Consider the following 13,569-nt stretch of genomic DNA (forward strand, 5'->3'; position numbering starts at 1 on the left):
GAAACTAGGAGCAGATTTTTATTTTGCTACTCCTTATCATTCGTGGGAGAGGGGATTAAACGAGCATACCAATGGACTGTTAAGACAATTTTTCCCCAAGGGAACGAATTTTAAAATCGTTAAGCCAGAGGAGGTGGAAAGAGCCGTAAACTTGATTAACAATCGTCCTCGAAAATGTCTTGACTATCGTACCCCGAATGAGGTATTCTATAAAGGTAGATCAGACAGTGATGCAATTCAGACTTGAATTGGCCATGTGCATGGTGCGTTCCCCAAAAATCGATCGGTGGAGCAGTAGGAGCCACATTAGGGAACGCACCCTACGGCTGTAGCATTGAGGGATTTCCAATAAGTCCTCCAAGACCAATGGCTACTATTAAGAACAATAGAGCAAATGCGATTGACATATAGGTTAAAGTTTCGGCATGAGGTCGCCAATCAATTCCAAGTTCTGCCTGATGATGCTTCACCCAATTTGACAAATCCCAAGTCTTCCATGTGCCGAAACAAAACATAATGAACGTCCCGATGCTGAGTAGAAATGGTAGTTGAAGAGCAAGCCGGATTAAGTTTTCGCTAAGTTTAGCGCTGATTACATAGGTCAAAATCGCCCCAATAATTCCAAAGGAAAAAGAGGCGGATTTGCATAAATTTTCAAAATAAAATTTATGCAAATCTATCAGTTTTTCAAACTGAAGCCATTGATACTCTTTATCCTCGCTCAAGAACCAATTCTCCTTTTTTAACTTCAGATACCGATGAACTAGCCCTGTTTACACCCTCCACCGAGGACTTGTGGCATAACGGTCTAGTTAGGCTTTTCGCTAAGGGTAGGGTAATACATTTAAATTTTGAATAAATCGGTAGTCTCGTTGATTCTTGGTGATAAAAGGGTAATTCCATATTATTGCTGTACCTGCAATCAAGCCATCGGCAATCAGCAAACCGTGACTTAGCCGATACAAGCGAAGTAAGTCAACCGCTTTGTCTGAAATAGGTTGGTCAATTCTGATTACATCAAACTGTTGAAGGAATTTTTCCAGCGTCCGTAACTCTGACTTGTTAGTGCAGCCAACAATTAGTTCCATTTGTGTAACTACGCTAATTGCTAATCTGGAACTTGATTGTAGCCTTTGCAGACAATTGACTGCTTCAGAAATACCACGACCAACATCAAGATTATGTCGGTATCTACGATAGTTGAACTAGCCATTTGTCTTTGACCACTCGCTTTCTCGTAAATTTCGCACCCAAGTAGTACTATCTAAATCTTGACGATCGCGCCACATTCCAACAAAGGGATCATTAACTAAATCAACATTTGACGATGCAGACAGAGGTTCAGAATATATGTACTTTTGTTTCAAAAAAGCGATCAGGCTGACTACTTGGCTCTGTGCTTCAGCAGGCAAAGATAAAAATTCCCCTAAAATCTCATGAGTCATGGTTGTATCCTCCCCCATATCACGCCCAAAAGCGTGTTAGCCAGATTAGCTTACTGCAAACAGCCTCCTTTTAAGGAGACTTATCACAGAAGCTTCTCAGGATTGTAGCAAAGATTCTTAGATATGGCTGCACTTTGTCACAGAATTTCACTATTATTTCGGGTAAGGTATGGTAAATCCCTTGATAGATTCAATCGGCACTAACTTCTGTGAAAACGGCTATAGATCTCCTGCAAAAATCAAAAATCTGACCTTAAGTGAGGAGAATCCGAGACAGGAGGAGAAAAAAGACATAAAAAATTTAGTACAAGTGCTGTGTTCTCCCTGCTCTGGCACTCCCTAGCTTACCAGAGGTCGATTATCCACTAAATGGTATCAAAAAAATCGGGTCTAAAACCTCGTCTTTACTCGTTTTATTATAACAGGATTTGGTATCACAGCTGCAATAAATGTGCATGGTACGTTCCCCCAAAATCGATCGGTGGAGCAGTAGGAGCCACATTAGGGAACGCACCCTACGGCTGCGTTGTTAGACCGCGCCTCACCGAATCTCTTCTAGCACTGGCTCATAAGGCTTCAATCTTGACCTTACCGCCCTCAATGTTATCGACCTGCAACCGATATCTGTAAAGCAGCGCCATTCCTAGTAGAGGCTCTGTTTCTGATTCTGCAATATCAATCTCTTGGTACTGCCCATCCCATATCACAGTCCCAGTGTACAGATCAAAATAAGTTTCACTGCCATCACCCAGCGTGACAAAATCAGAACCACTCCAAGGTAAATTTAATGTAGCAATGATTGTAGAGGGCAAAGATAAAAATCCATTGAACCCAGTATCAATCACCGCGTCAACCGCTTGCAGTTGCCGATTTGAGTTTCCGACTACAATCCTTAGCGTGGCTTCACGCCGCAAATTTACAACACCTTCCATCATGGATTTTTCTTCAAACTCCGTGCCCCGAAATGATAAACAGCGCGATGTCCGATACGAATGATCCAAGGTTGGGCATCGGGGTGACGTTCAAAGAGTCGATTAGTTGCAGGCACAACGTTTTCATCGACTTCAAACTCTCCAGTTTCAATGTCGATCGCTACAATCTTACCTTCATTACCGGCTTCGACTTGCTGCCGAATGCCAGATTCGTAGAGTTTTTGCCCTCGCTCGGCTAACTCATCTTTGGGATAACGCCGTTGACGAACTGCCATAGGGTTGACCTCAACTCAGTATTTTGCCTTAATGATACTCTGATTTATTCTAACGAAGTGCTCCCGCTCTACTACTGATGAGCCGCCTCATCGCAAGCCCCCCAGTGGTGCACTTCAAATTTGAATCGGCGCTTCAATCAAGGTGCATGGTGCGTTCCCCAAAAATCGATCGCTGGAGCAGTAGGAGTCGCCTTAGGGAACGCACCCTACAAGATCGGCGTGCTGCTACGCAGTGCCTTCGGCATCGCACTACAAATCATCAATCGTTACCAACCCACCTTCCGTAAACTGAATCACAAGTTCATGGCTATCTAATAAAGCAGTTCCAACCAGGGGTCGCCGCCCTGTGGCAAATACACGAGTTTCTCGCTCCTCACCATTCCAGATAATAATTGCTTTGTGAAGAGGCAGCATTACTTGGCTGTTGTCTGCTAAATTCGCACGCATATCGTACCTGAAAGGAAGATTCAGTAATGCTACTGCTTCGGGTGGTAAACAAAGCTCATCTGTAAATCCTGTATCTACTACAAACTCAATCGGAAAGTCAGCGCGATTTGGAATCCGAAATGGGATAGTGATAAGCGGGTGTCCATTAGCCACAATACCTGAAATCACTTAACTACACGCTCCATAACACCCCCACCAAAAGCGGCAGCAACGTTGTAGCCAATTTTGATCCCAAAGAGCCGAGCATGGGGGTGTTTCTCGCTCAATAAGTCAGCAGCGTGTAAGCCATTTTCATCAACTTTGTAGTCACCTGTTTCAATGTCAATGATAACCATCTTGCCAATGTTTTCTTCAACTTCCACCTCTTGGCGGATTCTGCTTTCGTACAGTTTCTCTGCACGTTGAGCAACTTCTTCACGGCTTAAAAGGATTGCTTGCATATACTAACTCCTGATTACGATTTGACTTCTGGAGACCCCTCTATAATATCTCACAGGTCTGTAGGATGAGCTAATGCCCATCCTACTAAGTCTCTATAAGATTGGTGTACTGCTACGCAGTGCCTTCGGCATCGCACTTAAACCCACAGCTGCAATCAATGTGCATGGTGCGTTCCCCAAAAATTGATCGCTGGAGCAGTAGGAGTCGCCTTAGGGAACGCACCCTACAAGATCGGCGATCGTACTCGATTATTTAACCAACGCTTCAATGATTTTTGACTTTCCCCTGATGGTTGGCCAAGAATCAAGTTTTTAGTGCTAATGTCTTCATCTAGTTGATTCCAATGGATTCCACTGCCACCAGCGAGCAAGCGATAATCATTGCGCTCCTCAATTGAGCCATGCAGGAGCCGAGGATACCATGCCAAGGGAACAGATATAGTGCGCCCATCAGACAAATCTACACTGAGTGTGTCATCTGTGATGGCCAATTGCTGAATTGCCAATGTTTCAAATACTTCATTCGTTAAAAAAGTCATTCCAGCCTGCTAGTAATTGTTCTTGGTTTTCTTGAACAAGTTTTTGAATGCGGTTAATTTCGGTGCGGTTAAATCCTTGGTTACTCTGAAGACGAACCGGCTGAAGCCAGAATTTAGCGATCTCTCGATCTCGTTCAACATGGATGTGAGGTGGCTCATGGCGATCGCCTGCGTAGCAAAAGAATCGATATGGGCCAACGGTCAACAGCGTGGGCATTCAAAAGTTTTGCTCTAAATATCTCAAACATAGCTGAATGCCTCGCTGACTGTCAATCTGTGAATATGCTCATGTAGGCCAAAGGCTATTTAAGGTTAAGAACAATACAAGATTAGCGTTCACAGTTTAGTTCCGAAGGTGTTGGATTTCTTTTCGTCAACCCAAGCTACAAGATCAGCGATCTGCTACGCAGTGCCTTCGACATCGCATTTAAACCCACAGCTGCAATCAATGTGCATGGTGCGTTCCCCAAAATCGATCGCTGGAGCAGTAGGAGTCGCCTTAAGGAACGCACCCTACAAGATCGGCGATCACACTTTAACCCACAGCTGCAATCAATGTGCATGGTGCGTTCCCCAAAATCGATCGGTGGAGCAGTAGGAGCCATATCAGGGAACGCACCCTACGGCTTCCAACACATACTCTTAGAAGTCTGCTCGGCAACCTTTGACCTCACTCTGTTTTGGGAATTCTTGAATAGCTCTGATTCGTTCTACTGTTAAGGTTGGACGATTTATGCATTCACCATCTCCTCCCACTTGGATTAAATACTCTCGACCTTGCGAATTATTGAACTGGCGAATCATTTTTAACTCAACTCCTGCTCCAATCAATGTATAGGCAACTGCTTTTACGGTATTCATGTCTACTCCTGAACCAAACCAAATAGCATTTGTAGGTACTCCTGGAAGTTGGGAAGCAGATGTATTTAGCTTAACACCCAAAGCTTCTAGCCGCGATTTCACAATATTAGGATCTACATTTTTGGGAAAATACTGTACTGTGATGCCTCTTCTTTGATCAGCATTTCCACTAATTTTGTTTAGTGACTGACTAGCCTGTAAACTCTGACCAATCTGACCCTTATTCGGATTGTTGATGTTCTCCTGACTCCATCCAAGTTTCTCAAGAATATTGCGAATGAATTTTGTATCACTTCCTGTTACATCGAGTTTTGATTGCATTATATTAACAGTTTGCAATAGCTCGGAGTTTTGCTTATTAACTTGAGATAGATTATCGCTCAGATTCTTGATCTGGGAATCTTTTTTTGCTTCTGTTGCTTTAGATTCTTGCTCCTTACGATAGCCAAAATATACAGTACTACAAGCACTCACAATTATTAAGGCTAGTAAAATGAATTGCCAGATTTTATGTTTCTTATCTTTGGGATCTGCATAAAGTGAAATAACGCCCGAAAATAGTCCAATTAGGGAAGTGATAATTAATTCAAATGGCATAAAAATTTAGATTGATTTGCTAATGTTACAATTTCGCAGCAATTTGCTTATTGTGTCTCAGCATAAAAGATGTATAACTAAATCTTATAAAGAGACTTTCCGTATAACACTCTCCAGAGTAACAATATGGGTCAACTTTCGGCATATCACTCTATTTAAGCGCGATCGCCAAAACTTTTCCCCATATCACGCCCAAAAGCGTGTTAGCCAGATTAGCTTACTGCAAACAATCTCCTTTTAAGGAAACTTATCACAGAATCCTTCTAGAAATCTAGCAAAGATTCTTATATCTGGCTGCACTTTGTCACAGAATTTCACTATTATTTCGGGTAAGGTATGGTAAATCCCTTGATAGATTCAATCGGGACTAACTTCTGGGAAAACCGCTATAGATCTCCTGCAAAAATCAAAAATCTGACCTTAGGTGAGGAAAATCCCAGACAGGAGGAGAAAAAAGACAGAAAAATTTAGTACAAAAGCTCTCCTCTCCCTGCTCTGGCGCTCCCTAGCTTACCAGAGGTCGATTGCGACGACAATTATCGCAATGACCACAGCGAAAATTATCGGCATTTTCCTGAAACCCAAAGGCATTTAAGAGAAAGTGCCAACGACAGCGACGGGTATAGAGGTAGGGAAATATCTCATTTCTGGGTTTAAAAGTCATCTTGGCTGAATTATGAGGATAAATAAGCCGATAATGAAAAGGATCGAGCCATTCTAGGCGATCGAGACTGTGTAAAAGGGAGAGAATGAGCGCACCATCGGGAAATTCGGCACTAATCGCCTCTACTTTGCCCTCTAGGGGAATTTGGGCTAAAATTTGCCAAGCTTGTCGGTATTGGCGCTCCTGTTGGGAGTTAAAGAATTTTTGCTGGTTTTTATCGCTATTATCTAACCATCCCGTCGGTTCACTAATTAAGGTGAGAGCCTGCATTTTACCGCCATCGCGACCACCGCGGCCGATTTCCTGTAGGTATTCCGATAGTAAAGCTGGGGGTTGGTAGTGGACAACCCAACGCACATCGGGTTTATTGATACCCATGCCAAAAGCTGAGGTACAGACAACAAAAGTTAAATCCCCCCGCAGCCAATTTTGTTCTATTTCCCGACGCTGAAAGGGCGATAAACCGGCATGATAGGCACTGGTGCGATAGTGGAGAGATTGCAACCATGCCGCTAAATTTTCACTATGGCGACGGGAACGAGTATAGATCAGGCCGGATTGTCGAGGTTGACCGGTGAGGAAGTTTAATAGTTGATGACGACGACAACCGGGGCTAATACATATTTTGGTGCTTAAGTCAAGGTTTTGACGGTAAGGATTTATTAAGAAAAGCTGTGGTTTTTCTAGTTGTAAGATGCGGGTGAGCGTCTCACGGGTGGCGGGGTTAGCGGTGGCGGTGAAAGCAGCGATCGCTATTTGGCTGCCGGCCGGTTTTGATTGCAGCAGAGCGGGACGGACAGCCCCGAGACGACGGTAGGCAGGACGAAAATTATCGCCCCACTGGGTTAAACAATGGGCCTCGTCGAGGATGAGAGCGTTAATTTTAACGTGGGGAAGGGTTAATTTTGACCAGAGGGGCGGACTTAAGAGGGTTTCCGGCGAAAGATAGAGAAGTCGCAGGGTTTGATCTGCGATCGCTGCTAAGGTTTTCTTTCTCTGTTGTCGGGGGATTTCGTTATGAATCAGGGCAACGGGTAATTTTTTGGCTAATAATTCCTCCACCTGATTTTCCATTAGGGCAACCAGGGGAGAAATCACTAGGGTTAAGCCGGTTTTTAATAAAGCGGGCAGTTGAAAACAGATAGATTTACCGAATCCCGTGGGCATGACAATCAGGGCATCCTTTGCCGCTAAAATTGTCTCGATAATCTCCTGTTGGGGAAAGCGAAAGGCCTCATAGCCCCAAATTTTCTGAAAAATAGTCCGGATGCTTTCGGTATCGTGGGAAGACATGGGTTAACTGCTGGGGTGTGGGGTGTGGGGTGTAGGGTGTGGGGTGTGGGGGAGTTGAGCGGTTTTGACTATCCCGGACGGGTAACAATTTTTCCCATAATTGAATTTTTTTGGCACTTCTTTAATAATCTGTTACACTTATAGCGATCAATCCTTGTCTGGGGAATTACTGATGACTGAACCTGTTAGCACCACTGACCCCGCAGTAGAAACCGCCACCGAAGCGCAACCCAGTTACGTCAAGCTGGCGATGCGGAATATGGTCAAGAAAAAAGGCGTCTCGTTAAAACACTTTTTTTTGACTACAGCAGCCCTATTAGGCTTTTTTGTCGGTATTTCCTATCTGACGCGTCCCTAGGGTGAAATCTGGTGAGTGAGACTTTACCCCTAGGGGTGGATTTGTGCCTACAGGATAATTATTTTGATCCCGGAAATAGTCCTGTGGATGGGGAAACTTGGCACTATTGGTTGGAGACATGGTTAGGCTATCTATCGGATTATCTCCCCCTTGCCGCCGGTTATGAACTAAGTTTGCGTTTAACAGACGATCGAGAAATTCAGACCTATAATTGCCAATATCGCCACAAAGATCAACCGACGGATGTTCTCGCTTTTGCCGCTCTGGAAGTGGATTTACCAGTCGATGAGCGCATTTTAGAGACAGAACCTTTATATTTGGGGGATATTATCATCTCTGTGGAGACAGCACAACAACAGGCTTTAACACAAAATCATTCTTTGGTGCGAGAATTGGCTTGGTTAACTGCCCACGCTTGTTTACATCTTTTGGGTTGGGACCATCCCGATGAAACAAGTCTGTTAGAAATGCTATCTTTACAGGAAACTTTGTTAAAAACCGTCGAAATGCCGATACATAGTTAGTTATTTTTGTCAAGCATTATTGAGGAATATGAAGACAAACTATCATCAAGCCAACCAATCTACCAGCCTATCTAATCCCTATCTCAACAATAATTTTATCCCTCGATCGGGACAGGTGAGTGAGGGTAACAATCCCAGTCAAAGAGAATACGCTTGGCAAGTCGCCTCGAATCTGTTAGTCAGTTTTCGCTACGCTTGGGCCGGAGTCCGTTATGCTTTTGTTAGTCAAAGAAATTTTCGCATTCACACCCTGATGACCCTAGTAGCGATTAGTTGGGGCTTATTTTTGCGGGTTAATGCCATGGAAATGGCGATTGTCACCCTTACCTGCGCTCTGGTGATGGTCTTAGAATTAATCAACACTGCCCTAGAATCAGTGGTAGATCTGACGGTGGGGCAATCCTACCATGATTTAGCCAAAATAGCGAAAGATTGTGCCGCTGGTGCCGTTTTAATCGCCTCGATCGCCGCTTTACTCGTAGCGGCTTTTATTTTTATTCCCCATTTATTAGTTTAAGCGGGAAGCTTTTTTCCGTGTTGCCAAAGGCACGGCGTAGCCGTCCAGTAAACGGTAAACTGAAAACTCAAATCTGATCACTGATCATCTGTACTGATTTTAAAACGCTTAGGGAAAAATTAAGTACAAATGCTCTGAATTCCTCTCCCTGCTGCCAACTCCAGCACTCCGGTGCAGTCTTAACCAGTAATATTAGATAGGGTTTGCTGAAAAAGCTTTTCCTGATGGCAGGGTGTGGGGTGTGGGGTGTGGGGTGTGGGGTTTTATCGATTTTCAGGTGGTCAACTACCTAATTTTCAGGGAAAAAGTCCAGGAATTTTCCCCCCGATCACCCCAATGGCTGGCACTTTTTGAGGGGAAAAAAGTCTAAAAGTCTTATCCAACAAGGTTTTTAGATTTATTCAGCAAACTCTAGATAGTCAACAGCTTAACTGATCACTGATAACTGATCACTGATCACTGATTTGGCATAAGGGGACTCGACAGCTTTTAGCCGATGAATTTAACTTTTCTTAACCTAAGCCTAAACTGGCGAGGGGAGAGGGTTTCGCTATATATAAAAAATTGTCATCCTCGATACAGCAAAAAATCTCTTTTGTCCCCTTATAGGTTAGAGTATAGTTATTGATAAGACTTTTTTGTAGATCTTGCAGGAAATCTCCCATGAGTGCCATAACTTTCTCCACCGCTCCCACCGCTTACTCTATCAGGATGATTAAGGACGAAGTCCGTCAGATGGTAGAACAGGGGGTAGTGAGCAGACACCAACCGATCTACACCCTCTGTCAGTTCATTCCCCCTCGGGAGTGGGTTTGTGTTGAATGTGAACTAGAACGGTGTGACTACCTTCTCAGGGATCAAATTGGTGACTTAATCGCCTCGGAATCTTGGGATAATGACTAAACTCCCGTTTGCCGATCTGGGTAAAAATCGGACCAATCAGAAATTTATCAGCCTTGTCCACTCTATATAACTATTATAATTCAGCCCTAGTCATTTCTGGGGCTGAAACTATGGGGAGAGAGGGGGATAATTGTTAAGAAACAAGAATTTTTGGCAAGATTCAGCCAAGTTAGTTTAAAAGTTGCCGATTGCCAAGGGACGCTATCTCTAACATCCCCAAGTTTTCCCTAACTTAAAATCAGTAGTTGGCGCTGTTGTAAAGAACGCACACCAGTTAATCCTAAACCAACTTGAGCATCGATTGCTCCCACGGTTAAACGACCATCGCAAGCTTGTAGAAAATCAAATTCTCTCTCCGAGAGATTAACTGGCCGATAATCGTAATCTAGAACACTTGCACTAGGCCAACCGTAAAGACAGGGATGAACTTCGGCCACTGCATTCTCTAGGACTTGATCCCCGGACCAATCGGCAGTCAAAATCGGTGGTTTAGCGAGGAAAAATTCATAGTGGGTGATTTCGGGGTCTAATAATTCCGTCAAGCGATAACGTTCCCTTTCCCCTAAATTTTGCGCTCTAGCCATCAATTCGGGGGATTTACCCAATAAACGCTCTAATTGCCAGTAGGAAGGGTTAGAAAAGCCAATAAAGGCTAATCCTGACGCATCAATCAGTTGAAAGAGGGTATCGATATTATAGTCCACTTCCCGGGGGTGAACGTACATATCAGCGAAGGATTCATCGCGATGATTTTCCATTGACCAACGCTCTTTTTCCCGTTTCAAAATGCGATTATTTTCTGGTAGAGAGGCAAAAATCTTTCGGCCGACAGCGACCCCATCTTTATAATCCCCGCGTCGGTCTCCTTGCAAAAGTGCGATCGCAGATTGCATTAACTGGATTTCCCAGCGTCCCAATTGTGCATAGACGAAAATATGCAGCAGACCACCGGGGGCCAGTTTTTGCGCGAGGGATTGAATCCCTTTAATCGGGTCTGGGAGATGGTGCAGCACCCCGACGCAGTTAATTAAATCAAATTCTCCGGGGAGATTGGTGGCCGATTCAAGGGGTAAATGGTGAAAATCCAGAGAACCTCGGTGTTTTGGTGCGACTCCCGAACGATTACAGCGTTCTTTGGCAATTTCTAGAGCTTTTTCACTGATATCTATAGCGACTATATTAGCAAAAGGGTTGAGCGCGAGCAGATATTCGGTTCCCGCACCAGTACCACAACCCGCATCGAGAATGCGGATATCCTCTCGTTCAGGTTTACGATGAGAACAAAAGTTATAGGCAGCAATCCAATTCCAGCGCCAATTGTAACCGGGAGGAGGTTCATCTAGGAGCGGTTCGGGGGGGAAAGGATAGGTATTGTAGAGACGTTGTACAGCAGTGCGAATAGTAGCGTCGTCGGACATGAAAATTGGCAGAGTTTAGGATAACACTCGATCGATTGTCTCACAGACGGCAGCGATCGGGAAAGTCAGCCGGGGTTTTTTTGAGTTGGTCGGGGGTAAATAGACCTCTTGTAAAAATCAAAAATTGTTGTTAGGGTTAGGAGTCAGGAGTCAGGAGCCGGTAGTCAGGAGAATTAAGAATGAGCATTAATCAATTAAATGGTCTATTTAAGAATTTTATGCAATTGAATCCTTATTTTTACCGTTTTTGAACCCTCAAAAATTAATTATGCAAGAGGTTTAATAATCGGAACAAGCTGCTGTCCCCCTTGATAGCTGAGTTGTAGCTGACTGGAAAATTCTCCGCTAGGGGCTTCTTTTAAGTCAAAACAGACAGGGAGAATTGCTTCATTAGACTTTTCTAGACTAGCAGTAATTCTTTCAATACCTGAAGCTTGACATCGGTTTTGTGGCTGTTTGGGCGACATTTCTGGAATCTGGACTGCTGCTGGCGGTAATATTTGAGTTCCATCAGAGCTATTGAGATCGGGAGGAATCAGCTGCATTCCTTCAATAGGCTGGGGAGTCTTCACAAATAAACGTCGAGTTGCGATCGCTCCTTTCATCCCCACGATATCAATTTGAGTGGGTGCGATCATAACATCTGTCTGCTGGGCTAAAACCGGCGTTGGGGTCAACACCAGAACCAGCATGAGATATCTAAGAAAAATTCCCCGGAAATTCATAGTCACCAACCTTGTAACCGACTTTCTGCCAGTTCCCATTCCTACTGCAATTCTACTCTAATGGGACTTAAACAAATTTGAATGCCAAACAAAGCCGAAACTGGCTTTACTCGATTCTATCCTTGGGGTTGTGCTTTTAAAATTGTGAATACCAAGTACATTTGCTACATTTTAAAACTATCTTAACCTTAAGATTACTTTAATATTTCTTGGTTGTATCGAGAATAAAATCAATCTGTTGTTTCATTTTTATTTGAAGGAATTCTACCAAATTATGCCCGATTTTGCCACAGAATCGAAGGATACAGTAAAGGAAGCTACTACCTTCGTCAATTTAGGGATAGTTCACCAGGCACTCTCATTTTAGATGTAGCCGCCCCGTAGCATCGCAGCCTTGTCTTTGTATTCTAAATGAAGCATAATACAATCTTGAATGAATTATAATACAGGACAAGGACATGACCGATGTGACTGTTTCTCAACTGGCGATCGCCATTATCGGTGGTGGTTTCAGTGGTTCTCTCGTCCTAACCTGTTCCCTTGGTTAACGATCGCCAAAAATGTCGAGTTTGGGCCAAAAATGAAAGGAGTGAGCGATCGGGAACGAAAACAAAGGGTATCCGCCACTTTGGAGATGGTGGGACTCTCGGAAGCGGCGAATTTCTTCCCCTATCAGCTTTCCGGAGGGATGCAACAACGATCAGCGATCGCCCGTACCCTAGCCGCCGAACCAGCGATTATTCTCATGGACGAACCTTTTGGCGCACTCGATGCGCTCACCCGCGAATCGATCCAAACCCATCTCAGAGGCATTTGGCAGAGAACAGGGAAAACGATCTTTTTCATCACCCATGACGTGGAAGAGACTCTCTTACTCGCCACCCGCATCGTTGTCCTCCACGCTCGTCCCGGTCGCGTGGTTAAGGATATCGTCAATCCTTTCGCCCACCGTGACCACGAGGTAACCCCGGCTTCTTTGCGGCTATCCCGAGAATTCCTAGAGATGCGACAGAATTTGGTGGATAGTATTCGCAGCGACGAGATATAGTCACTTGATCCCTTTAGGGATTTCAATTTCTCGCTCTATTGTTTAATCATTACAGTTTATAAGTAAGTAGTTATAATTAAATTGAAGATAGATTTTGCGTCTGATCCCCCCTGCCCCCCTTGATAAGGGGGGTGCTGATGGGCGGGGGGATCCCCCCTGTCCCCCTTGATAAGCTATCCCTTATAGGGATCTTTCTTAACAATTTTTGCAGTAAGCACTCCAACCCTTATCCTGACTTGATTTCAGTTTTTTCTTTGTTTTGTAAGGGTGTCAACAAGGAATATTACAAATTGTTAACCGAGTCTTGAAAGCCTTGTGCTACAAAGGTTTGAAATGTTAAGAAAGATGTGACTAAAGGACAGCTTGATAAGGGGGGTGCCTGAGAACTTTTAACACCTACCTACTTAATCACTTGGTAATGATTTGGTAGTAGTGGCGTAGCCCTCTTGCTTACCTGGTATGAATTGTGTAAAATATTTATTAATAAAAATAATTGGAACCCGATCAGTCTTTAAACCTCTAGCTTGATCATGACTTTTCTGATAAATATCTTTTTCTGGCTTCTGTCTGGCTTACTCAAATA

20 protein-coding genes are annotated in these 13,569 nt (G+C 43.9%); 6 read left to right on the forward strand and 14 right to left on the reverse strand.

From position 1 onward, the window contains the following. On the forward strand, window positions 1-247 hold a 247-nt coding region (locus tag H6G40_RS21030; RefSeq protein WP_190537171.1), incomplete at its 5' end, for an IS30 family transposase. A gap of 73 nt (window positions 248-320) precedes the next feature. On the opposite strand, the gene H6G40_RS21035 is transcribed toward H6G40_RS21030, so the two are convergent. The 11 genes from H6G40_RS21035 to H6G40_RS21085 form a co-directional block, all read right to left on the reverse strand. Further along, window positions 321-725 (reverse strand): hypothetical protein, encoded by a 405-nt coding sequence (locus tag H6G40_RS21035; protein WP_190538222.1) that lies wholly within the window; start codon window positions 723-725, stop codon window positions 321-323. Between the two features lie 99 nt (window positions 726-824). Further along, the gene (locus H6G40_RS21040) at window positions 825-1,088 is read right to left on the reverse strand and encodes a PIN domain-containing protein (RefSeq protein WP_334310865.1); all 264 of its coding nucleotides are present in this window, start codon (window positions 1,086-1,088) and stop codon (window positions 825-827) included. A 117-nt stretch (window positions 1,089-1,205) separates the two neighbouring features. Next, window positions 1,206-1,445 carry a hypothetical protein gene (locus H6G40_RS21045; protein ID WP_002739406.1) on the reverse strand — a complete coding sequence of 80 codons (240 nt, stop codon included), beginning with the start codon at window positions 1,443-1,445 and terminating at the stop codon, window positions 1,206-1,208. 566 nt (window positions 1,446-2,011) lie between these two features. Continuing rightward, window positions 2,012-2,380, reverse strand: coding sequence for a hypothetical protein (locus tag H6G40_RS21050; protein WP_002752923.1), 369 nt, complete (start codon window positions 2,378-2,380; stop codon window positions 2,012-2,014). Continuing rightward, window positions 2,377-2,652: a hypothetical protein gene (locus tag H6G40_RS21055; protein ID WP_002752924.1), complete on the reverse strand. Its 276-nt coding sequence runs from the start codon at window positions 2,650-2,652 to the stop codon at window positions 2,377-2,379. Before H6G40_RS21055 ends, H6G40_RS21050 begins: the two co-directional genes overlap by 4 nt. A 249-nt stretch (window positions 2,653-2,901) precedes the next feature. Then, window positions 2,902-3,252 (reverse strand): clan AA aspartic protease, encoded by a 351-nt coding sequence (locus H6G40_RS21060; protein WP_223210736.1) that lies wholly within the window; start codon window positions 3,250-3,252, stop codon window positions 2,902-2,904. A gap of 11 nt (window positions 3,253-3,263) precedes the next feature. Continuing rightward, entirely contained in the window at window positions 3,264-3,539 is a 276-nt protein-coding gene (locus H6G40_RS21065; RefSeq protein ID WP_002739245.1) for a hypothetical protein, read from the reverse strand. A gap of 224 nt (window positions 3,540-3,763) precedes the next feature. After that, window positions 3,764-4,078 carry a DUF2442 domain-containing protein gene (locus tag H6G40_RS21070; RefSeq protein WP_002752929.1) on the reverse strand — a complete coding sequence of 105 codons (315 nt, stop codon included), beginning with the start codon at window positions 4,076-4,078 and terminating at the stop codon, window positions 3,764-3,766. Beyond that, complete coding sequence (locus tag H6G40_RS21075; protein ID WP_002738880.1) at window positions 4,059-4,295, reverse strand: DUF4160 domain-containing protein; 237 nt, start codon at window positions 4,293-4,295, stop codon at window positions 4,059-4,061. Before H6G40_RS21075 ends, H6G40_RS21070 begins: the two co-directional genes overlap by 20 nt. A gap of 425 nt (window positions 4,296-4,720) precedes the next feature. Then, window positions 4,721-5,536, reverse strand: a complete 816-nt coding sequence (locus H6G40_RS21080) for a hypothetical protein (RefSeq protein WP_069474479.1) — start codon at window positions 5,534-5,536, stop codon at window positions 4,721-4,723. A 505-nt stretch (window positions 5,537-6,041) separates the two neighbouring features. Continuing rightward, window positions 6,042-7,493 (reverse strand): RecQ family ATP-dependent DNA helicase, encoded by a 1,452-nt coding sequence (locus tag H6G40_RS21085; protein ID WP_190538223.1) that lies wholly within the window; start codon window positions 7,491-7,493, stop codon window positions 6,042-6,044. Window positions 7,494-7,665: 172 nt separating this feature from the next. Here H6G40_RS21085 and H6G40_RS21090 point away from each other — a divergent pair, with 172 nt between their 5' ends. Genes H6G40_RS21090 through H6G40_RS21100 form a run of 3 tightly spaced genes read left to right on the forward strand, consistent with a single transcriptional unit; the run spans window position 7,666 to window position 8,892 of the window. After that, complete coding sequence (locus tag H6G40_RS21090) at window positions 7,666-7,851, forward strand: DUF3285 domain-containing protein (protein WP_002752941.1); 186 nt, start codon at window positions 7,666-7,668, stop codon at window positions 7,849-7,851. An 11-nt stretch (window positions 7,852-7,862) separates the two neighbouring features. Beyond that, entirely contained in the window at window positions 7,863-8,375 is a 513-nt protein-coding gene (ybeY, locus tag H6G40_RS21095; protein ID WP_069474481.1) for an rRNA maturation RNase YbeY, read from the forward strand. A 28-nt stretch (window positions 8,376-8,403) separates the two neighbouring features. Then, window positions 8,404-8,892, forward strand: a complete 489-nt coding sequence (locus tag H6G40_RS21100) for a diacylglycerol kinase (protein ID WP_016515837.1) — start codon at window positions 8,404-8,406, stop codon at window positions 8,890-8,892. A gap of 512 nt (window positions 8,893-9,404) precedes the next feature. Here H6G40_RS21100 and H6G40_RS21105 read toward each other — a convergent pair. Continuing rightward, complete coding sequence (locus tag H6G40_RS21105; RefSeq protein WP_002752946.1) at window positions 9,405-9,566, reverse strand: hypothetical protein; 162 nt, start codon at window positions 9,564-9,566, stop codon at window positions 9,405-9,407. Here H6G40_RS21105 and H6G40_RS21110 point away from each other — a divergent pair. Beyond that, complete coding sequence (locus H6G40_RS21110) at window positions 9,556-9,795, forward strand: DUF4327 family protein (protein ID WP_002738935.1); 240 nt, start codon at window positions 9,556-9,558, stop codon at window positions 9,793-9,795. The two genes, H6G40_RS21105 and H6G40_RS21110, sit on opposite strands and share 11 nt — an antisense overlap. Before the next feature lie 227 nt (window positions 9,796-10,022). Here the strand turns inward: H6G40_RS21110 and H6G40_RS21115 are convergent, their stop codons facing one another. Together H6G40_RS21115 and H6G40_RS21120 are read right to left on the reverse strand one after the other, a co-directional pair. Then, window positions 10,023-11,213 (reverse strand): class I SAM-dependent methyltransferase, encoded by a 1,191-nt coding sequence (locus H6G40_RS21115; RefSeq protein WP_002739284.1) that lies wholly within the window; start codon window positions 11,211-11,213, stop codon window positions 10,023-10,025. 266 nt (window positions 11,214-11,479) lie between these two features. Beyond that, window positions 11,480-11,905 (reverse strand): hypothetical protein, encoded by a 426-nt coding sequence (locus H6G40_RS21120; RefSeq protein ID WP_238406055.1) that lies wholly within the window; start codon window positions 11,903-11,905, stop codon window positions 11,480-11,482. A gap of 466 nt (window positions 11,906-12,371) precedes the next feature. Here H6G40_RS21120 and H6G40_RS21125 point away from each other — a divergent pair, with 466 nt between their 5' ends. After that, window positions 12,372-12,986: an ABC transporter ATP-binding protein gene (locus tag H6G40_RS21125; protein ID WP_238560462.1), complete on the forward strand. Its 615-nt coding sequence runs from the start codon at window positions 12,372-12,374 to the stop codon at window positions 12,984-12,986. The last annotated feature ends 583 nt before the right edge of the window (window positions 12,987-13,569 follow it).

Origin of the sequence: Microcystis viridis FACHB-1342, assembly GCF_014698335.1 — a bacterium.
GTDB lineage: Bacteria > Cyanobacteriota > Cyanobacteriia > Cyanobacteriales > Microcystaceae > Microcystis > Microcystis ichthyoblabe_A.